Source organism: Streptomyces sp. NPDC107654 (genome assembly GCF_055639035.1).
The window spans coordinates 46,857-66,156 of the sequence record NZ_JBVKBI010000002.1 but is presented as its reverse complement, the minus strand read 5'-3'; the positions used below and the strand labels follow the sequence as shown (position 1 = coordinate 66,156).

15 protein-coding genes are annotated in these 19,300 nt (G+C 72.1%); 7 read left to right on the top strand and 8 right to left on the bottom strand.

Annotated features, from left to right (window positions below; all coding sequences use genetic code 11):
* Positions 1 to 9: 9 nt before the first annotated feature.
* Complete coding sequence (locus ACZ7N4_RS03400) at positions 10 to 990, bottom strand: metal ABC transporter substrate-binding protein (RefSeq protein WP_471353261.1); 981 nt, start codon at positions 988 to 990, stop codon at positions 10 to 12.
* A gap of 160 nt (positions 991 to 1,150) precedes the next feature.
* Between ACZ7N4_RS03400 and ACZ7N4_RS03395 the strand changes: the two genes are divergently transcribed.
* On the top strand, positions 1,151 to 2,533 hold the full coding sequence (locus ACZ7N4_RS03395) for a glycine--tRNA ligase (RefSeq protein WP_471353259.1): 1,383 nt from the start codon (positions 1,151 to 1,153) through the stop codon (positions 2,531 to 2,533).
* Positions 2,534 to 2,600: 67 nt separating this feature from the next.
* On the opposite strand, the gene ACZ7N4_RS03390 is transcribed toward ACZ7N4_RS03395, so the two are convergent.
* On the bottom strand, positions 2,601 to 3,644 hold the full coding sequence (locus tag ACZ7N4_RS03390; RefSeq protein WP_471353257.1) for a chitinase: 1,044 nt from the start codon (positions 3,642 to 3,644) through the stop codon (positions 2,601 to 2,603).
* A 183-nt stretch (positions 3,645 to 3,827) separates the two neighbouring features.
* On the opposite strand from ACZ7N4_RS03390, the gene ACZ7N4_RS03385 reads away from it, so the two are divergent.
* Entirely contained in the window at positions 3,828 to 4,838 is a 1,011-nt protein-coding gene (locus ACZ7N4_RS03385) for an aldo/keto reductase (RefSeq protein ID WP_471353255.1), read from the top strand.
* A gap of 26 nt (positions 4,839 to 4,864) precedes the next feature.
* On the top strand, positions 4,865 to 5,470 hold the full coding sequence (locus tag ACZ7N4_RS03380) for a TetR/AcrR family transcriptional regulator (protein ID WP_471353253.1): 606 nt from the start codon (positions 4,865 to 4,867) through the stop codon (positions 5,468 to 5,470).
* 36 nt (positions 5,471 to 5,506) lie between these two features.
* Here the strand turns inward: ACZ7N4_RS03380 and ACZ7N4_RS03375 are convergent, their stop codons facing one another.
* Positions 5,507 to 7,639 (bottom strand): hypothetical protein, encoded by a 2,133-nt coding sequence (locus ACZ7N4_RS03375; protein ID WP_471353251.1) that lies wholly within the window; start codon positions 7,637 to 7,639, stop codon positions 5,507 to 5,509.
* A 3-nt stretch (positions 7,640 to 7,642) separates the two neighbouring features.
* Positions 7,643 to 7,984, bottom strand: coding sequence for a trypco2 family protein (locus ACZ7N4_RS03370; protein WP_471353249.1), 342 nt, complete (start codon positions 7,982 to 7,984; stop codon positions 7,643 to 7,645).
* Between the two features lie 403 nt (positions 7,985 to 8,387).
* Here ACZ7N4_RS03370 and ACZ7N4_RS03365 point away from each other — a divergent pair, with 403 nt between their 5' ends.
* Both ACZ7N4_RS03365 and ACZ7N4_RS03360 read left to right on the top strand, forming a co-directional pair.
* Positions 8,388 to 9,818 (top strand): MFS transporter, encoded by a 1,431-nt coding sequence (locus ACZ7N4_RS03365; protein WP_471353247.1) that lies wholly within the window; start codon positions 8,388 to 8,390, stop codon positions 9,816 to 9,818.
* Positions 9,819 to 10,092: 274 nt separating this feature from the next.
* A complete protein-coding gene (locus ACZ7N4_RS03360; RefSeq protein ID WP_471353245.1) occupies positions 10,093 to 10,977 on the top strand; it encodes a helix-turn-helix transcriptional regulator in 885 nt (294 codons plus the stop codon).
* 36 nt (positions 10,978 to 11,013) lie between these two features.
* Here ACZ7N4_RS03360 and ACZ7N4_RS03355 read toward each other — a convergent pair whose 3' ends face one another.
* From ACZ7N4_RS03355 to ACZ7N4_RS03340, 4 genes are all read right to left on the bottom strand, one after another.
* Complete coding sequence (locus tag ACZ7N4_RS03355; RefSeq protein WP_471353243.1) at positions 11,014 to 12,543, bottom strand: AMP-binding protein; 1,530 nt, start codon at positions 12,541 to 12,543, stop codon at positions 11,014 to 11,016.
* A gap of 93 nt (positions 12,544 to 12,636) precedes the next feature.
* Positions 12,637 to 13,524, bottom strand: a complete 888-nt coding sequence (locus ACZ7N4_RS03350) for a LysR family transcriptional regulator (protein WP_471353241.1) — start codon at positions 13,522 to 13,524, stop codon at positions 12,637 to 12,639.
* Between the two features lie 523 nt (positions 13,525 to 14,047).
* Complete coding sequence (locus ACZ7N4_RS03345; RefSeq protein ID WP_471353239.1) at positions 14,048 to 15,508, bottom strand: MFS transporter; 1,461 nt, start codon at positions 15,506 to 15,508, stop codon at positions 14,048 to 14,050.
* Positions 15,509 to 15,552: 44 nt separating this feature from the next.
* Positions 15,553 to 16,992, bottom strand: a complete 1,440-nt coding sequence (locus ACZ7N4_RS03340) for an MFS transporter (RefSeq protein WP_471353237.1) — start codon at positions 16,990 to 16,992, stop codon at positions 15,553 to 15,555.
* A 101-nt stretch (positions 16,993 to 17,093) separates the two neighbouring features.
* On the opposite strand from ACZ7N4_RS03340, the gene ACZ7N4_RS03335 reads away from it, so the two are divergent.
* Both ACZ7N4_RS03335 and dusB read left to right on the top strand, forming a co-directional pair.
* Positions 17,094 to 18,101 (top strand): helix-turn-helix transcriptional regulator, encoded by a 1,008-nt coding sequence (locus tag ACZ7N4_RS03335; protein WP_471353235.1) that lies wholly within the window; start codon positions 17,094 to 17,096, stop codon positions 18,099 to 18,101.
* A 53-nt stretch (positions 18,102 to 18,154) separates the two neighbouring features.
* Entirely contained in the window at positions 18,155 to 19,288 is a 1,134-nt protein-coding gene (gene dusB, locus ACZ7N4_RS03330) for a tRNA dihydrouridine synthase DusB (protein WP_471353233.1), read from the top strand.
* Positions 19,289 to 19,300 lie beyond the last annotated feature (12 nt).

The following is a 19,300-nucleotide window of genomic DNA, read 5'->3' as shown; positions in this document are numbered from 1 at the left end:
CTTCTCCCCTCACCGGGCGCCCAGTGCCTGCCGGAGCGCCTTGAGGTTGGCGTCCTGGACGGCGAGGTAGTCCTTGCCGCGGGACGCGTCGGTGATGCCCTCGATCGGGTCGAGGACGTCGGTCTTCAGGCCCGCGTCCTTCGCGATGGTCTTCGCGGTCCTGTCGCTGACGAGCGTCTCGTAGAAGACGGTGGAGACGCCGTCGGCCCCGGCCATCCTCTCCAGGTCCCTGATCCGGGCGGCGCTCGGCTCGGACTCGGGGTCGAGGCCGTTGACGGCCTCCTCGGTGAGGCCGTAGCGCTCGGCGAGGTAGCCGAAGGCGGCGTGCGTGGTGAGGAAGACCTTGGTCTTCGTGTGCGCGAGGCCGTCCTCGAACCGGGTGTTCAGCGCGTCGAGTTGCTTCACCAGGGCCGCGGTGTTCCTCCGGTAGTCGGCCGCGTGCTTCGGGTCGGCCTTCTCGAAGGCCCTGCCGACGCCCTCGGCGACCTGGGCGTAGCGCACCGGGTCGAGCCAGATGTGCGGGTCCTTTCCGGCGGACTCCCCGTCCTCGTGGGTGTCGTGCGCGGCCGCGTGGCCGCCGACCTCGGTGCCGTGGTCCTCCAGCGTGGTCAGGGAGGACGCGTCGATCTTCGTCCGGACCGGGGACTGGGCCACCGCGTCGTCGACGGACGGCTGGAGGTTCTTCAGGTAGAGGACCGCGTCGGACTCCTCGAGCGACGCGATCTGGCGGGGGCTGATCTCCAGGTCGTGCGGCTCCTGGCCGGGCGAGGTGAGGGTGGTGACGTGGACGTGGTCCCCGCCGATCCGCTCGGCGAGGAACTGCATCGGGTAGAACGACGCGACGACGTCGAACTTGCTCGTGTTGGCCGCGACCGCCGTGTCGCCGGAGCAGGCGGAGAGCGTGCCGACGCCGAGGGCGGTGGCCACGGCGACCGCGGCGGCGGGTATGAGGCGGTGCGCGCCGGACCGGGCGCGTCGTCGTACGTTCATGACAGTCATTTTCAACAAACATGGAAACCGTTGTCAACAACGCTCATCACGTGGTCTGGGCAGGGGCCGATTTGGTCGTGGGGGAGCCTGCGCCGGTAACCTGAATCATTCGCTGGAAGCATCTCGCTTCAACGCCCGTCGTCGTAATGAAGAGAGCACCGTGGCCGCCGACAAGATCGACACCATCGTCAGCCTGAGCAAGCGCCGTGGCTTCGTTTTCCCTTGCAGTGAGATCTACGGCGGACAGCGTGCCGCCTGGGACTACGGACCGCTGGGTGTCGAGCTCAAGGAGAACATCAAGCGCCAGTGGTGGCGCTACATGGTGACGTCCCGCGAGGACGTCGTCGGTATCGACTCGTCCGTCATCCTGGCTTCCGAGGTCTGGGTGGCCTCCGGTCACGTCGCCACCTTCACGGACCCGCTGACCGAGTGCACCTCGTGCCACAAGCGGTTCCGCGCGGACCACCTGGAAGAGGCGTACGAGGAGAAGAAGGGCCACGCCCCGGCGAACGGCCTCGCGGACGTCAACTGCCCGAACTGCGGCAACAAGGGCCAGTTCACCGAGCCCAAGCAGTTCTCCGGCCTGCTCTCGACGCACCTCGGCCCGACCCAGGACTCCGGCTCGGTCGCCTACCTGCGCCCCGAGACCGCCCAGGGCATCTTCACCAACTTCGCCCAGGTGCAGACCACCTCGCGCCGCAAGCCGCCGTTCGGCATCGCTCAGATGGGCAAGTCGTTCCGCAACGAGATCACGCCGGGCAACTTCATCTTCCGCACCCGCGAGTTCGAGCAGATGGAGATGGAGTTCTTCGTCAAGCCGGGCGAGGACGAGCAGTGGCAGGAATACTGGATGGAGCAGCGCTGGAACTGGTACACCGGCCTGGGTCTCCGTGAGGAGAACATGCGCTGGTACGAGCACCCGAAGGAGAAGCTCTCCCACTACTCCAAGCGCACCGCCGACATCGAGTACCGCTTCCAGTTCGGCGGCAGCGAGTGGGGCGAGCTGGAGGGTGTCGCCAACCGCACCGACTACGACCTCGGCGCGCACTCCAAGGCCTCCGGCCAGGACCTCTCCTACTTCGACCAGGAGGCCGGCGAGCGCTGGACCCCGTACGTCATCGAGCCGGCGGCGGGCGTGGGCCGCACCATGCTGGCCTTCCTCCTCGACGCCTACGTCGAGGACGAGGCGCCCAACGCCAAGGGCAAGATGGAGAAGCGCACGGTGCTCCGCCTGGACCACCGTCTGGCCCCGGTGAAGGTCGCCGTCCTCCCGCTGTCCCGCAACCCGGAGCTGTCCCCGAAGGCCAAGGGCCTCGCCCAGGCGCTGCGGCAGAACTGGAACATCGAGTTCGACGACGCGGGCGCCATCGGCCGCCGCTACCGCCGCCAGGACGAGATCGGTACGCCGTACTGCGTGACCGTCGACTTCGACACCCTCGAGGACAACGCCGTCACGGTCCGTGAGCGCGACTCCATGAAGCAGGAGCGCGTGTCCCTCGACCAGATCGAGGGCTACCTGGCCAGCCGCCTGGTCGGCGCCTAGTCACACCCTCGAATGCCGGACGGGCCGAGCGACTCGGCCCGTCCGGCATTCGTGTGTCCGCGTCCGGTCAGCGCCCCTGGAGCGCCCTGACGTTGTCGCCGAAGGTCCAGTTCTTCGCGCCGTCCCAGTTGACCGACCACGTCATCAGGCCCTTGAGCGACGTGCCGTAGTGCTTCCAGGCCTGGGCGACCAGGGACGGGGTCATGTAGCCGCCGCCCGCGCCGGGTTGGGCGGGCAGACCCGGGACCTGCTTGTCGTACGGCACCCTGATCGTCGTGCCCTGCACCACCAGGCCCCTGTCCAGGCAGTCGGTCTGGGCGGTGAAGCCCTGCACGGTGCCGGCCGCGTAGGAGTCGCCGGAACAGCCGTACATGCTGCCGTTGTAGTACTGCATGTTCAGCCACCACAGCCGGCCGTTGTCCGCGTACTTCTTGATCACCGGCAGGTACGCGCCCCAGATCGAGCCGTAGGTCACGCTGCCGCCGGTGACGTACGCCGTCTCCGGCGCCATCGTCAGGCCGAAGCCGGACGGCATCCGGGCGAGGATCCCGTCGATGATCCGGATCAGGTTGGCCTGGGACGCCGAGAGCTGGTTGATGCTGCCGCTGCCCACCAGCCCCGTCTCGATGTCGATGTCGATGCCGTCGAAGTTGTACCGCTTCAGGATCGGGACGATCGTCGCCACGAACCGGTCGGCCACGGCGGAGGACGACAGGTCGATGCCGGCCGCCGCGCCGCCGATGGAGAGCAGGATCGTCTGCCCGGACGCCTTGGCCGCGCACATCTCGGCGGGCGTGGCCACCTTCACGCCGGCGTCCATGCCGTCCTCCCACAGCGCCGTCCCGTCGGAGCGGATCACCGGGAAGGCGGCGTTGACGACGTTGTAACCGTGGGCGGCGATGCGGGAGTCGGTGATCGGGGTCCAGCCGAAGGGCGGGTGGACGCCGTTGGCTGCGCCGTCCCAGTTCTCCCAGTAGCCCTGGAGCACCTTGCCGGCCGGTTTCGGCTTCGCCGCGCAGGTGTCGGCGGCGGAGGCGGCGGGCGCGGTGGCGAGGCCCAGGGGGACGAGGAACGCGGCGGTGAGCGCGGTGACGAGCAGACGTCTGATCATGCGAGGCCTCCCGGTGGGGTGCGGCGAGGTGTCGTAGACATGACAGTGCAGTCATGACAGTGCTCTGGTCCATACCTCTCGTCAATAGGTCTGGACCAATCAGAAGGAATCCGCCGACCGGGGAATGACAGAGTTTGAATGACAGATATTGAAATCTGTCATTCGTCATGGCAGGCTGGAGCCATGACGATGCGAACCCGAACCCTCGGAACCACCGGCCCCCAGGTCTCCGCCCTCGGCCTCGGCTGCATGGGCATGTCCGGCATGTACGGCGACGCGGACCGCCCCGAGTCGATCGCCACCCTCCACGCCGCCCTGGAGGCCGGCGTGACCCTGCTCGACACCGGCGACTTCTACGGCATGGGCCACAACGAACTGCTGATCGGCGAGGCGCTGCGCACCGCCCCGGCCGCCCTGCGGGAGAACGCGGTGCTGAGCGTGAAGTTCGGCGCCCTGCGCGACCCGGACGGCGGCTGGTCCGGCTTCGACGGCCGTCCGGCCGCCGTGAAGAACTTCGCCGCCTACTCACTGCAGCGCCTGGGCGTCGACCACATCGACATCTACCGTCCCTCCCGGCTCGACCCCGACGTCCCCATCGAGGAGACCGTCGGCGCGATCGCCGAACTGGTCGAGAAGGGCTGGGTCCGGCACATCGGGCTGAGCGAGGTCGGCGCCGACACCATCCGCCGGGCCGCCGCCACCGCCCCGATCGCCGACCTCCAGATCGAGTACGCTCTCGTCTCCCGCGGCCCCGAGCGGGAGATCCTGCCCACCCTGCGCGAACTGGGGATCGCCGTCACCGCGTACGGCGTGCTCTCCCGCGGACTGATCTCCGGCCACTTCACCCGCGACCGGCAGCTCGCCGCACACGACTTCCGCGCCCACTCGCCCCGCTTCCAGGGCGAGAACCTCCGGCACAACCTCACGCTGGTCGAGTCCCTGCGGAAGGTCGCGGAACAGAAGGGCGTCACCGTCGCCCAGATCGCCATCGCCTGGGTGCTCTCCCGCGGCGAGGACATCGTGCCGCTGGTCGGCGCCCGCACCCGTGAGCGGCTCGGCGAGGCGCTGGGCGCGGTGGACGTGACCCTGGACGCGGCCGACCTCGCCGCCATCGAGAGCGCCGTACCGGCGGACGCGGCGGCCGGTGACCGGTACGCCGCGGAGCAGATGGCCATGCTCGACAGCGAACGGTGAACAGCGCTCCGGGTTACCGTCTAGGCATGCCACCGACCAGCGAGATCCTGACCGCCGAGCGCATCCTCGAAGCCACCGAGGAGGTGCTGCGCCGCCACGGCCCGGCCAAGGCCACCGTGGTCGACGTCGCCCGCGCGCTCGGCGTCAGCCACGGCAGCGTCTACCGGCACTTCCGCACCAAGGCGGCGCTGCGCGAGGCGGTCACCAAGCGCTGGCTGGACCGCACCTCGGAGCGGCTCGCCGGGATCGTCACCGCCGAGGACCGCGACCCGGAGCAGCGGCTGCGGGACTGGCTCGCCGCCCTCTTCGCCGCCAAGCGGCACAAGGCCGGCGACGATCCCGAGCTGTTCGCCACCTACACCGTGCTGGTCGAGGAACTCGGCGGTGTGGTCAGCGAGCACATAGCCGATCTCACCGGCCAGCTCACCCGGATCGTCGCCGCCGGCGCGGAGACGGGCGCCTTCCGGGTCACCGACCCGGCCACCGCCGCCCGGGCCGTCTTCCAGGCCACCGGCCGCTTCCACGACCCGTGCTACGCCCGCGAGTGGACCGCTGCCGGCGTCGACGAGGAGTTCACGGCGCTGGTGGAGCTGTTGGTGCGGGGGTTGCGGGCGGGCAACGACCAGGGGTGACGGGGTCGGTTCTCGGAACTCGGCGGTCGCGCGGGATCACAAGAAAGGACCGGATAAGCCAAAATCAGGCCACTCGTCGTAGTCCATTCCTGTGGAATCTGGCAGGTGTGGTGATGCGGGGAAATCCGGGGTAAGGGGGTCCGGGAGAGGCAACCGCCTGTCCGACCCGCCGGCCGAGGCCCCGGCCTCGGCCGTGCGTTGCGACGGATTGTCCTTCCCGAGGTCCCCCCAGCCCACCGGTTCGGTGAGAGGAACTGGCCCTTCCGGGTCTCTGACGACCGGTTCGGTGGGAGGAACGCGTCCGTCCGGCCTTGGCAGGCCGTCCGCCGCCTCCGGGAAGAGGTGATGCACCTCTTTCAGGGCGTAGACGGCAGCGAGTCGTGTCCCTTCGTCGTGGAGGAGCTCGTCGACGAAGTCCCGCCCCCGTTGCCTGGCGCGCGTGGACACGATCTGTGCCGCGACCACGGGATCGGGAAAGCCGCCATGGTGTGCCGTGTCACGCGGCGGGTACAGATCGCCCAGCACCCGTACGATCGTGTCGACCTCACGGACCACCCGGTAGTCGGTGCCGAGATCGACGCCGGTGATGTGTTGGTAGCGGAACCGAACGGCGCGGAGGACGTCCCCGACCGCCTCGCCCTCGCCACGGCCACCGGACAGCGCCAGTGACGCCAGGACGAGGTCCAGGAGCTCCTTGTCGATCTCCGGCAGCAGCCCGCCGACCGCAGACCGCACGTACTCCTGCTCCATGTCCAGGAGCACCATGCGGATGTCGGCATGGAGTGCCAGTCCGCGCTGCCGGAGCAGATCGGTCAGCGCGGCGAGTTGGACCTCCGCTGGGTTTCGCTGCCCCGGGACCTCAGGGAGCCGGGCGGGGAAACCGCCCGGCGTCCCGCTGACGCCCAACAGTTCCAGGCGCGCGTCCAGGGCATCCCGGGCCGCATGGTGCAGGCAGACCGGGTCCACGGGAGTCATGACGGTCTCGTCGACGGCCCGCCGGCCGGTGAAGGTGCCCGCTGACCGGGCGAGGATCAGGAGCCGGACCTTGGGTCCCGTCACCCGCTGCCGGACTGCGTCCAGCAGTGCGTCGATGTTCTCCGGCCTGGTCTCCGCCCGGTCCGCCACGAGCAGCAGCGGGTACTTCAGGTGCTCCAGGAGGTGCACCCAGTCGGACGCACTGCGTTTCTCCCGGCTGACGAAGCCCGCGGACCCGTCCCAGGTGCTCGATTCCCGCGTCAGTTTCCTGATCACCTCGACAGCGGTACGGGTTTTCCCGCTGCCCATGGGCCCGGTCAGCAGCCGCACCCCGCTGCCGTCGGCGCTGCGGGCCCACTTCCCCAGTTCGTCGACCAGCTCGGTGCCGCCCTGGAACGGCGTCGCCGCCACCTCCGGATCCAGGAGCTGGGCCGGTGTCCGGGGCCTCGGCGGAGGTGAGGTGAACACGCGGTGCAACTCCACCGGTTCCGGCACCGGAGCCGCCCCGGTGTCTTCCTCGATCCAGGCACGCAGACAGGGGTGGTGCAGCATGCGGACGGCCGGCATGATCACGAAACGCCCGCGTTCGAAGGCCTGCAGACATCCGATGAAGAACCCCGAGACGAAAACAGCCGCACCGGACATCCCACACCAATCGAGGGTGCCGCGGACCTCCGGGCCACGGAGCCGGCCCATGTGGTACAGCCTGGTCCACTGTCCGGTGGCCGACTCGATCTCCCCCCGCACGCCACACGGGTCGAGGTATCCCTGGTACCGCTGCAGATCGGGGAAGCCCACGGTCTCGGCCTGGTGCACGGCACCGGTCACGAAGCGCCCCCAGCGCAGCGGCGCCTCCTCCCGGGCGCCGTCCCTCACTCCGACGAGCCGGAGCAGGGCGACATCGAGGGACGAAGCCGAATCAGGGGATCCGCCGACGGATCCGGCGTGGCCGCAGGCCCCGCTGGGGAACAGTGAGCCGTTCACCCGGCACACGTCGTGGCCGCTGTGCCACACGACCTCCGCGTCCGACTGCTCTCCCGGCGGGTCCATGAAGGCGACTGTCACGGTGCCCCCGCCCTCGGACGGGTCACGGATTCCGTGTCCTGCCGTGAGCACCAGACGCGGAGTGATCCGGTAGCCGGACGATATGCGTTTCCCGGACGCGATGGCGACGACCCGCCTCCAGTCGGTCACGGCCTACCTCCTGTCCGCGCCGGAGCCGCCGGGCGGCGGCACCGCCAGGCCCCGGCCCGACCGTTCCGAGTTGATCAGATTCCCCTTCGCCACCTCCAGGACGACCTTCAGCCGATGGGTGCTGCCCGTGGACCGCTCACCGTTGGCATCGGCCCTCACCACCCAGGCCTGCACACCGCCCCCGCCCCGGGCGGACCGCCGCAGTTCGAGGGTGAACTCCAGCTCCACCTGGTGCACCTGGAACCGCAGACCTTGGCCCGCACCGGCCCCTGCGGCAGCCTGAAGCCCCGCGCGGACCGCCTCGATGGCCTCGCTGAGTTCCGTCGCCCGGTCCTCCCCGCTCATGCGTGCCCCCTTCGCATGAGTGCCACTCTTCTCGGGCGCGGACGAGAGGTGGAAGGCGCACACGAGCCGTCGGGAAGTACGCGGGGCGCGCTGAGGGGCGTGCGGTGGTCGGTGCTCAGCGGGACGGCTACCGGCGTGCCGTCGGATCGACCGTCGCCTGGGGCCCTCCGCGAGGTGCAGCTCCGCCTTCACGGAAACCGGGCGTTCTCCCGCCCAGCGGGTGTCGCGGCGGAGCGTGCGTCAACTGCCCGCTCGCTGCACCCGGATCACAGGCTGCCGGCCGTGCCGGTCGGGAGGAGGGGCCGACCGGCAGCCGGGCGGGGTCAGCCTGTTGCCGGGTAGTTCTTGTACCAGGAGAGGGAGACTCTGGTACCCCTCTGGGCGGTCCCGCAGGCTCGGGGGCATGAGGGAAACCACCGTCACCGCCCCGGCCGTCCGCCCGACGGCCGCGCCGCCCGCGCTCGGCGGCCCCGGACTGTTCACCGTCCTGTTGGCCGCGGCGCTCCCGCTGGTCGACTTCTTCATCGTCAACGTGGCCCTGCCGGCCATCGGCGCCGATCTCGCGACGGGCGAGGCCGTGCTGGAGCTGGTCGTCGCCGGGTACGGGGTCGCGTACGCCGTGCTGCTCGTGCTCGGCGGGCGGCTCGGGGACCTGTTCGGGCGCCGTCGGCTGTTCCTCGGCGGGATGGCCGCCTTCGGACTCACCTCGCTGGCCTGCGGACTCGCGCCCGGCGCCTGGAGCCTGGTCGCGGCCCGGGTCGCGCAGGGCGCCTCGGCCGCCGCGATGCTGCCGCAGGTGCTCGCCACCATCCAGTCCGCCACGAGCGGCGCGCGCCGGGCGAAGGCCATGAGCCTGTACGGCGCCACGGCCGGGCTGGCCATGGTGGCGGGGCAGATACTCGGCGGGGTGCTGGTCGCCGCCGATGTCGCCGGGACCGGATGGCGGGCGATCTTCCTCGTCAACGTGCCGGTCGTGGCCGTCGGCCTGGCGCTGGCCGCGCGGTACGTGCCGGAGACCCGCTCGCAGCACCCGGAGCCGGTGGACGGGCCGGGCACGGTGCTGCTCGCGGTGTCGCTGCTGACGCTGCTCGCACCGCTCACCGAGGGCCGGGCCGCGGGCTGGCCGCTGTGGACATGGCTGTCGCTGGCCGCGTTCCCGTGCGCGGTGGGCGCGTTCTGGGTGGTGGAGCGGCGGGCGGACCGGTCGGGGCGTACGCCGCTGGTGCCGCCGAGCCTGTTCCGGGTGCCGTCGATGCGGCGCGGTCTGGAGCTGCTGCTGCCGTTCTCCATCGGCTTCAGCGGGTTCATGTTCGTGATCGCGCTGTCCTTGCAGCAGGGTGCCGGGCTCGGTCCGGTGCCGGCCGGGCTCGCGCTCGCGCCGATGGCGGTGGCGTACCTGCTCGTCTCCCTGGCCGGGCCGCGGCTGATCGCCCGCCACGGCACCCGGGTGGTCACCGCCGGGGCCGCGCTCCAGGGCGTGGGCCTGCTGCTGATCCTGCTGACCGTGTGGCGGGACTGGCCGCGGCTGGACGTCCTCGCGCTGCTGCCGGGGACGGCGGTGGCCGGTGCCGGTCAGGCGCTCCAGCTGCCCAACGTGATGCGGATCGTGCTGTCCGAGGTGCCGCCCGCCCGGGCCGGTGTCGGCAGCGGGGTGATGGTGACCACGCAGCAGTCGGCGCTGGCCCTGGGCGTGGCCACGCTGGGCACGTTGTTCCTGACCCTCGTGCCGCACGTGGGCATGCGGGACGCGCTGCTCGTCACGCTCACGGTCCAGCTGGGCCTTCCGGTGCTGACGGGACTGCTGAGCCTGCGGTTGCCCCGGACGGTCGGCTGAGCGTCCTTCGGGTCGGGCCGGTTCCCGCGGAGTGCGCCCCGCCGACGCCGGGCGTGCCGCACACTCCTGTGCGGCCGGGCGGCCCGACTCGGGGGATGGACGCGTCCCCGGGGCCGGCAGAACCGGCAAGGTCAGCCGCGACAACAGACTGATCCGGCCCGTCCACCGGTCGGTCTGCTCGCCGCCCGCTGCCACCCACCCTGGTGGCGGGCCGCTGTGATCCTGGTACCAGGAGCACCTGGAAACAGGCTGTCCGGCGCGGGACCCTTGCCTCATGACGACCACCGCCCAGGAAACCGCCCCGCCACGGCCGGCTCGGGGAGCGGAGATCCGCCGGCACGAGCTGGCCGCGTTCCTGCGCAGCAGACGCGAGCGCATCACCCCGGAGCAGGTGGGCCTGCCGCGCGGCGCCCGCCGCCGTACCCCCGGGCTGCGCCGCGAGGAGGTCGCCCAGCTCTCCGCGGTCGGCGTCACCTGGTACACCTGGCTCGAACAGGCCCGCGACATCCAGGTCTCCGTGCAGGTCCTGGACGCCCTCGCGCGCGCCCTGCGCCTCGACGCCGGCGAACGCGCGCACCTCTTCCAGCTGGCCGGCACGACCGACCCGACCCCGGCCGCGAACTGCCCCGGCATCACCCCCGCCCTGCGCGAGATGCTGACCCGGCTGGAACCGATCCCGGCCTGCATCCAGAACAGCCGGTACGACATCCTCGCCTACAACCGCACCTACGGCCGTCTCCTGGGCGACCTGGACGCGGTCCCGCCCGAGGACCGCAACTGCATGCTCCTCGTGCACACCAACGAGCAGTGGCAGGAGGCGGTCGTCCACCTGGAGGAGACCCGGCGCCTGATGGCCGCCCGGCTGCGCGCCGCCCTCGCCGGCCACCTCGGCGAGCCCGCCTGGAAGATGCTGCTGAAGAGGCTGGAGGAATCCCCCGCGTTCCGCGAGAACTGGCAGCGCTACGAGGTGGTCGCCACCCGCTCCCGCACCAAGGAGTTCCGCAACCCCTACGTCGGCCTCCTCGCCCTGGAGCACACGGACCTGTGGCTGGCCCCCGAGTCGGGCGCCCGGATGGTGACGTACACCCCGAGGGACGAGGAGACCCGGGAGCGGCTGGAACGGCTGTACGTACTCGCGTGCGGGGTGCCGGCCCGCTGATCCCCACCCTTCGGGAGGCCGGGGGACGGGGGCGGCTCAGCCGGACAGCCGGGACCGCAGCAGCTTCTTGTCCGGCTTGCCCGCCGCCGTCAGGGGGATCTCGGGGACCAGGTGCAGGGCGTCGGGGGCGTGGAGGCGCCCCTTGCGGGCGGTGACGAAGTCCCGGAGGTCCTCCAGGGAGGGGCGCCGGCCGGGCGCGGGCACCACGGCGGCGTGGACGTGCTCCACCGACTCCTCGTCCCGGACGCCGTACACCGCGCACCGGGCCACGCCCGGGTGACCCAGCAGCAGTTCCTCCAGCTCCGCCGGATACACATGGCCGCCGACGACCACGATCATGTCCTTGATCCGGTCCACGATGTAGAGGTAGCCGTCCTCGTCGAGATAGCCGACGTCACCGGTGTGCACCCACCCGTCCCGCAGCACCTCGGCGGTCAGCTCGGGCTGTTTCCAGTACCCGGACATCACATAGGGCGAGCGCACCCGCACCTCGCCCCACCGCCCGGGCGGCAGGGTCGTACCGTCGGCGTCCCGGACGGCGATCTCCACACCGGGCAGGGCCCGGCCGACCGTCAGCTGGCCGCCGGCCCCGGTCACCTCCAGATCCGCGGGCCCCGACGCGGTGATGTGCTGGGCCTCGGCCTGCCCGTACAGGCCGTACAGCACGGGACCCAGCACCTTGGCCGCCTGCCGCATCCTGGCCGGTGACGCGGCGGTGCCGCCGTAGCTGATCCGGCGCAGGCCGGACAGGTCGGTGCCGGGCAGGTCCGGGTGGTCCAGCAGCCGGTACAGCAGCGGAGGCAGCAGCCAGGTGTGGGTGACGCGCTCGCGCTCGATCGTGGCGAGCACGTCCCCGGGTTCGAACCCGTGCCGCAGGACCACCGAGCCTCCCTGGAGCAGGGCCGTGTCGGCGAAGATCCCGGCGAGGTGGGCGAGGGCGGTGCAGGCCAGGTAACGGGGCGGCGGCGCACCGGCGTCGGCGGCCCCCCGGTCCAGGCCGATGCGGTAGGAGCCGTGGCTCATGCGGATGCCCTTGGGGATCCCGGTCGTCCCGCCGGTGTGCCGGACGCACCAGTCGTCGTCCGGGCGCACCAGCCCCCTCATCGGCCGGGGGGCCCGCCGCGACGCCGCGGCCAGCACGTCCTCGGCGAACGCGCAGGGCCCCAGCGAGAGCGTCCCGGGGATGCCGGACGACACCTCCCGCGCCGTCTCGTGCCGCTGATCGTCCACCAGCAGCAGGGCGCAGTCCACGCTCTCCAGCACGCGGGCCATGACGGACGGGCTCATGCCCTCGTAGAGGGAGACCACGCGGGCACCGGCCAGGTTGGCGGCGTACCGGGCGATCAGGGCCTCGGCGGTGTTGCCGGTGAGCAGACCGACGGTGGTGCCGCGGCCCGTCCCGCGGTCCGCCAGTTCCCCGGCGAGCCGCAGGACCTGGTCCCGTAACTCCGCCGCGCCGATCACCCGCCCCTCGGCGGTGGTGACGACACCCCGGGCCGGCTCTGCGCCCAAAGCATCCATCAGAACCTCGACGTAACTGCGGAAACCGGTCTCACCGTGCGCCATCCCGCTTGCCTCCACCCTCGCTCGGAACCGCCGGACGCCGTCGACGCTACTGTCCGGCCGCTCATGCCTTCCACGACCGGTTCCGCCATATGTTCATAGCCCGTCGCGCATGAGGCGTTCCTCGGCCAGCCGACGGAAGTCCCGTGCGGCGGGGGAGAGATAGGCGTCCTCGCGCCACACGAGGGTCAGGATCCGGTGGCAGTCGTCGGCGTCCAGTCGTACCCAGGCGACCAGGCCGTCCTCGCCGAGGGCCCGCCGGGCGACGGCCGGCATCAGCCCGAGCCCCAGCCCGGCGCCGATCAGCCCCGGAGTGGCGGCGGCCTCGTCCCCTTCGCAGACGACTCGCGGTATGAGCCCCTCCCGAGCGAACAGCCGCTCCAGAAGCGCTCGTTGCCAGTGCCCGGCCCGCGTGCTGACGAAGTCCTCACCGGCCAGCTCGGCCACCGCGACACGCTCCCGCCCGGCCAGCCGGTGTTCCGGCGGCACGGCGAGCAGCACCTCCTCCCGGACCAGCTCCACCGCACACAGCCCGGGCCCGGCCAGCGGCTGCGACGCGATGGCGAAGTCCACTTCGGCGGCCCGCAGATGCTGTCGCATGGACTCCACCGGCGCCTGGAACAGACGCACCTTCGCCCCGGGCCGCAGTTCCCGGAAGGCGGACAGCACCCCCGACAGCTGCAACAGCGTTTCGGCGGCCACGGCGACCCGCCCCGGCCCCGCCCCCGCGGCATCGGCCGCCTCCCGTCGCCCGTCGTCGAGTTCCGCCAGCGCCCGATCGACCCGTGCCAGAAAGGCGGCGCCCTGCTCGTTGAGCCGTATCCGACGCCCCCGCCGGTCGAACAGCGGCGTCCCCAGCTCACCCTCCAACCGGATGATCGTCCGGCTCACCGAGGGCTGTGCGACCCGGAGTTCCTCGGCGGCCCGGCTGATGTGCTGGTGGCGGGCTACGGCCTGGAAGTAGCGGAGGGAGAGGAGGTCCATGGGGGTAGTGTCGCCCGGCCGGGCGGGCGGGCCGGCCCTGCCGCTCTGGTACCCGGCCGCCCCCGCGGGGACTCCGCCGCGAGGCTCTGGACGGCCTTGCAGGAAAGCACGCCTTCCGCCGTCTGCGTCAGGGCTGTGTGTGCCTCCTCGACGCTGAGGCCCCGGCCCGGGCAGGCCTCGGCGTCGGCCGTACGCGCGTCAGTCAGCCCGGGCCGTCCACGCGAGCGCGAATCGATTCGCGTTCCGAATACGAGGAACGAGATGTCCCTCTGATCTCAGCGCCTACAGGTGCTCGTAAATCGATGTCCCCGGCGACGGTCGCTTGCCAGGTGACGCGGATAGCGCGGACCTGACCGGAGTCACGGATGACGGAGACCGGTACCGGCGGCTGTGCGACGGCGCAGACGCAGGGTCCGTACAGTCCCCGGGCCGGCACCGTCCCGATCGCTCCGCGTCCGGGACGGTGCCGAACGGAGGCGCCCCGTCGCCGGGCGACATGCCCCGGGTTCCTGGCCGGCTGCTCCTACGCCCGCTCCGCACCCCGAGCCGTCCCCACAGCCTCCCGTACCTCCCCCGCCTCCAGGTTCTCCGCCGTTCGTTCGGCGGTCCCGCGGGCCCAGCGGCCGCTGGTCAGGAAGCCCAGGAGGAGGACGGACAGGCCGCAGGCGGTGAGGATCCACCAGCCGGGGCGGGCTGCGGAGACGAAGGCGTGGCGGTACGGGGACGAGCCGATGCCGGAGGCCAGGACGGCGCCGACCACGGCGACGCCGAGGGTCTGGCCGAGCTGCCGGCTGGTGGAGGCGACGGCGGCGGCGACTCCGGCCTGGGCGCGGGGCATGCCGGAGACCGCCGTGTTGGTGATCGGCGCGTTGACGAAGCCGAAGCCGATGCCGAAGAGGACGTAGCCGAGCAGGAGGGTGGAGTTCGTCGTCTCGGCTTCGAAGGCGGCGAAGAGCACGCTGCTCGCGGTCATCGCCGTACCCGCGATCAGGAGGGGCAGGCGCGGGCCGCGGCTGCCGACCAGACGGCCGGAGAGCGGGGCGCACAGGAACGTCGGCAGGGCCATCGGCAGCATCCACAGGCCCGCGTGCAGGGCGTCGAGGCCGCGCACGTTCTGCAGGTACAGGGTGGAGAGGAAGAGGAAGCCGCCGAGGGCCGCGAACGCGCTGATCGCGATCACCGTGGCGCCGCTGAACGGGGCCGAGCGGAAGAAGCGCAGGTCGATGAGGGGTTCTTCGCGCCGGGGTTCGTACCGCAGGAGAGCCAGGAGGGCGGCCGCCGCGATCACCGCGAACGGTGCCACGAAGGCGGCGCCCGACTCCGGCGCCTGGATGATCGCGTACGTCAGCGAGCCGAACAGGGCGATCACCAGCAGCTGCCCGACCGGGTCGGGGCGGCGGGCCCGCGGCGCGCGGGACTCGGGGACGAAGCGGAGGGTGAGGAGGAGGGCGGCGAGGCCGACGGGCAGGTTGACCCAGAAGATCGCGCGCCAGCTCACCGACTGCACCAGCAGCCCGCCGACCAGCGGCCCCGCCGCCATGGAGATGCCGACCACCGCGCCCCACACACCGATCGCGCGGGCGCGTTCGCGGGCGTCGGTGAAGGTGTTGGTGATGATCGACATGGCGACCGGGTTGAGCATCGAGCCGCCCACCGCCTGGATCATCCGGAACACGATGAGCAGTTCCAGGTTCGGGGCGAGGGAGCAGAGTACGGAGCCGATGGTGAACACCGTGAGGCCCGCCATGAAGACGCGTTTGCGTCCGATCCGGTCGGCCGTGGAGCCCGCGAGCATCAGCAGCGAGGCCAGGACCAGCGTGTAGGCGTCGATCGTCCACTGCAGGCCGGAGGTGGTGGCGTGCAGATCGCGCTGCATCGAGGGCAGGGCGACGTTCAGCGCGGTGTTGTCGAGGCTCACGATGAGCAGGCTCATGCAGCAGATCGCGAGCACGAGCAGACGGTGGCGAGGACTCGGCTCGGGCATGGCCCCATCGTACGCGCAACTCAATAGTGCGTCTAACTAATGAGCTATACACGATCCCCCGCCGGACGGCCGGAGGAGCGCGCCAGGCCCAGCGCGGCCAGCCCCACGAGCCCCGCCGCCTGCACGGCCAGCACCACCGCCAGCGCCTCCCGCATCCCCAGCCCCGGCACCAGGGACAGGAACAGCGAACCCAGCGTCGCCACCCCGACCGCCAGGCACGACTGCTGGAGCGTGGCCGCCAGCCCGCTGCCCGCGCCGGCCAGCCGGTCCGGGATCGCCGCCAGCAGGAAGCGGAAGTACAGGGGCAGCTCAAGTCCCTGGCCCACCCCGCACAGCGCCAGTCCGGGGGCCAGCGCGAGCGGGCCCAGGTGCGGCCACGGGCCCAGCAGCGCCGTCGCCACCAGAATCGCGAGGCCCGCGATGTGGACGACCGCCGCCAGCGTCACCGCCCGCCCGCCGAACCGCCGAACGGCACGCGGCGCCAGCATCGACGCGGCGAACTGCGCCACCCCCATCGGCACCAGCGTCAGCCCCGCCCGCAGTGCCCCGTACCCCAGGCCCCGCTGCAGCATGACCGCCGTCACGAACATCCAGCCCGCGAAGCCGACGAACACCGGCAGACCCAGCAGCAGCCCCCGGCGCACCTCGGCGGCCGCGAGCAGTGACGGCGGCAGCAGCGCGCCGCCCGTCGTACGTTCCACCCGCCGTTCCACGCCGTGGAAGGCCACGGCGACGAACGGCGCCGCGCACAGCAGCAGCACCGACCACAGCGGCCAGCCCGCCGCCCGGCCCTCGGTCAGCGGCAGCAGCAGCGCGGTCAGCGCCGCCGCCAGGAGCGCCGTACCGGCGAGATCGGCACGCGCCGGCCGCTCCGCCCGGCTGTCCGGGACCGACCGCAGCGCACAGCCGAAGGCGGCCGCCGCCACCGGCACGTTCACCAGGAACACCGCGCGCCAGCCGGTGCCCGCGAGGTCGGCGGCGACCAGCACCCCGCCCAGCACCTGCCCGAGCACGACGGACACCCCGCCCACCGAGCCGTACAGGGCCACCGCGCGGGCCCGGCGCTCCCCGGACGTCGTGGCGTGGAGGGTGGCCAGCACCTGCGGCAGCAGCGCCGCCGACGCGGCACCCTGGGCCACCCGCGCGGCCACCAGCCACCACGCGCCGGGCGCCAGCCCGCAGGCCAGCGAGGTCAGCCCGAAACCGGCCACCCCCCACAGGAAGAGCCGCCTGCGGCCGTACGAGTCCCCGAGCCGGCCGCCGAGGACGAGGAGCACGGCGTACGCCACCGCGTAGCCGGCCACCACCATCTCCAGGGTGGCCGGGGGTGCGTGCAGGTCCCGTTCGATCGTCGGCAGCGCCACGTTCACGATGAAGAAGTCGATCATCGGGAGCGCGGTGCCGAGGAGCAGGGTGAGCAGGCCGAGGGGGCTCAGGGCCGCCCGGGGCGGGGCGGCGGTCACGGGTGAGGTCGTCGTGGTCACGCCTCGACCCTGAGGCAGGCCCGAGCCGGGTACCAGGCGGCGGTTATCCAGGTACCGGCACCAACTGGAACGGGGTGACGGCCGGACGGCACCCTGGTGCCATGACCACCGCAGCGCCCGAGCAGACCGAGGAGACGGCAGAGCGGAAGCAGGGGCGGGCCCGGGTGCCCCGGACGCCGCTGACGGGTGAGGCGATCCCGGCGACCGGGGTGACCGAGGTGACCGTGACCGAGGTGACCGAGGCGGCACCGGCGTCCGGGCGGAACACCGAGATCCGGCGGCGGGAGCTGGCCGCGTTCCTGCGCAGCCGGCGCGAGCGGATCACCCCGGAGCAGGTGGGTCTGCCCCGCGGCGCCCGCCGCCGCACCCCCGGGCTGCGCCGCGAGGAGGTCGCCCAGCTCTCCGCGGTCGGCATCACCTGGTACACGTGGATCGAGCAGGCCCGGGCCGCCCACGTCTCCGCGCAGGTGCTGGACGCCGTCGCCCGTGCCCTGCTCATGGACCCCGCCGAGCGCGCCCACCTGTTCGCCCTCGCCGGGACCGCCGACCCGCGCACCGAGGCCGAGTGCCCGGTCGCGTCGAAGACCGCGCTGAAGGTCGTGGAACGCCTCGCCCCCTACCCGGCCTCCCTGCAGAACGCCCGCTACGACGTCCTCGCCGCCAACCGCCCCTTCGCCCAGCTCTTCGGCGACCCCGCCGAGCTGCCCCCGGCCGACCGGAACTGCCTGTGGCTGCTGACCACCAGCGCACGCTGGAGGAGGGACTTCCTGGACCGGGACGAGATGCTGCGGGACCTCATCGCCAAGTACCGGGCGGCCATGGCCGAGCACGTGGCCGAACCCGCGTGGAAGCAGCAGCTGAACCGGCTCCTCGGGGTCTCCGGCGAGTTCCGCGAGCTGTGGGAACGGCACGAGGTGGCGCCGATGTCCCCGCACGTCAAGCGGTACCGGCACCCGGTGGTCGGGCTGGTCCGGCTGGAGCACCGGAACATGTGGCTGGCGCCCCAGGCCCCGGCCCACCGGGTGGTCGCCTACCTGCCCGCGGACGAGGAGAGCGAGGAGCGGCTGGAGCGGCTCGCCGAGCTGCCGGACGAGCTGTCGGCCGGGTGAGGGACAATGGAGCCTTGCCCCTGTCGCCGTAGATCCGTCCCGGAGCCCTGACGATGACCCACCCGCTCTCCATCGGACCGCACGCCGTGACGCCGCCCGTCGTGCTCGCCCCCATGGCGGGGATCACCAACGCGCCCTTCCGGACCCTGTGCCGGGAGTTCAGCGGCGGCAAGGGCCTGTTCGTCAGCGAGATGATCACCACTCGGGCGCTGGTCGAGCGCAACGAGAAGACCATGCAGCTGATCAAGTTCGACGCGAGCGAGCAGCCGCGCTCGATCCAGCTGTACGGCGTCGACCCCGCGACCGTCGGCAAGGCCGTCCGCATGATCGCGGAGGAGGGCCTGGCCGACCACATCGACCTGAACTTCGGCTGCCCGGTGCCGAAGGTCACGCGCAAGGGCGGCGGCTCGGCGCTGCCGTACAAGCGGAACCTGCTGCGGGCCATCGTCAGGGAGGCCGTGACCGGCGCCGGTGACCTTCCCGTCACCATGAAGATGCGCAAGGGCATCGACGACGACCACATCACCTACCTCGACGCCGGCCGCATCGCCGTGGAGGAGGGGGTGACGGCCATCGCCCTGCACGGTCGTACGGCCGCCCAGCACTACGGCGGCACCGCCGACTGGGACGCCATCGCCCGGCTGAAGGAGCACGTGCCGGAGATCCCCGTGCTCGGCAACGGCGACATCTGGTCGGCCGAGGACGCGCTGCGGATGGTGCGGGAGACCGGCTGCGACGGGGTCGTGGTCGGCCGCGGCTGCCTGGGCCGGCCGTGGCTGTTCGCGGACCTGGTGGCCGGGTTCGAGGGACGCACCGAGGACTTCGTAAGGCCGACCCTGCGCGAGGTCGCCGCCATCATGGTCCGGCACGCCACGCTGCTCGGTGAGTGGAGCGGCGACGAGTCCAAGGGCGTGGTCGACTTCCGCAAGCACGTCGCCTGGTACCTGAAGGGCTTCGCGGTCGGCTCCGAGATGCGCAAGCGGCTCGCGATCACGTCGTCCCTGGAGGAGCTGCGGGCCGGCCTCGACGAACTGGACCTGGACCAGCCGTGGCCGTCCGGCGCGGAGGGCCCTCGCGGCCGCACCTCCGGCAACAACCGCGTGGTGCTGCCGGACGGCTGGCTGAAGGACCCGTACGACTGCGCGGGCGTCACGGAGGACGCCGAACTCGACACGTCGGGCGGGTGACCGCCAGTCCGT

Bases quoted from the DNA above. Each gene is read 5' to 3' on its own strand.
- ACZ7N4_RS03400 (WP_471353261.1), bottom strand. From the start codon at position 990: ATGAACGTACGACGACGCGCCCGGTCCGGCGCGCACCGCCTCATACCC.
- ACZ7N4_RS03390 (WP_471353257.1), bottom strand. From the start codon at position 3,644: ATGATCAGACGTCTGCTCGTCACCGCGCTCACCGCCGCGTTCCTCGTC.
- ACZ7N4_RS03385 (WP_471353255.1), top strand. From the start codon at position 3,828: ATGACGATGCGAACCCGAACCCTCGGAACCACCGGCCCCCAGGTCTCC.
- ACZ7N4_RS03380 (WP_471353253.1), top strand. From the start codon at position 4,865: ATGCCACCGACCAGCGAGATCCTGACCGCCGAGCGCATCCTCGAAGCC.
- ACZ7N4_RS03370 (WP_471353249.1), bottom strand. From the start codon at position 7,984: ATGAGCGGGGAGGACCGGGCGACGGAACTCAGCGAGGCCATCGAGGCG.
- ACZ7N4_RS03365 (WP_471353247.1), top strand. From the start codon at position 8,388: ATGAGGGAAACCACCGTCACCGCCCCGGCCGTCCGCCCGACGGCCGCG.
- ACZ7N4_RS03360 (WP_471353245.1), top strand. From the start codon at position 10,093: ATGACGACCACCGCCCAGGAAACCGCCCCGCCACGGCCGGCTCGGGGA.
- ACZ7N4_RS03355 (WP_471353243.1), bottom strand. From the start codon at position 12,543: ATGGCGCACGGTGAGACCGGTTTCCGCAGTTACGTCGAGGTTCTGATG.
- ACZ7N4_RS03350 (WP_471353241.1), bottom strand. From the start codon at position 13,524: ATGGACCTCCTCTCCCTCCGCTACTTCCAGGCCGTAGCCCGCCACCAG.
- ACZ7N4_RS03345 (WP_471353239.1), bottom strand. From the start codon at position 15,508: ATGCCCGAGCCGAGTCCTCGCCACCGTCTGCTCGTGCTCGCGATCTGC.
- ACZ7N4_RS03335 (WP_471353235.1), top strand. From the start codon at position 17,094: ATGACCACCGCAGCGCCCGAGCAGACCGAGGAGACGGCAGAGCGGAAG.
- dusB (WP_471353233.1), top strand. From the start codon at position 18,155: ATGACCCACCCGCTCTCCATCGGACCGCACGCCGTGACGCCGCCCGTC.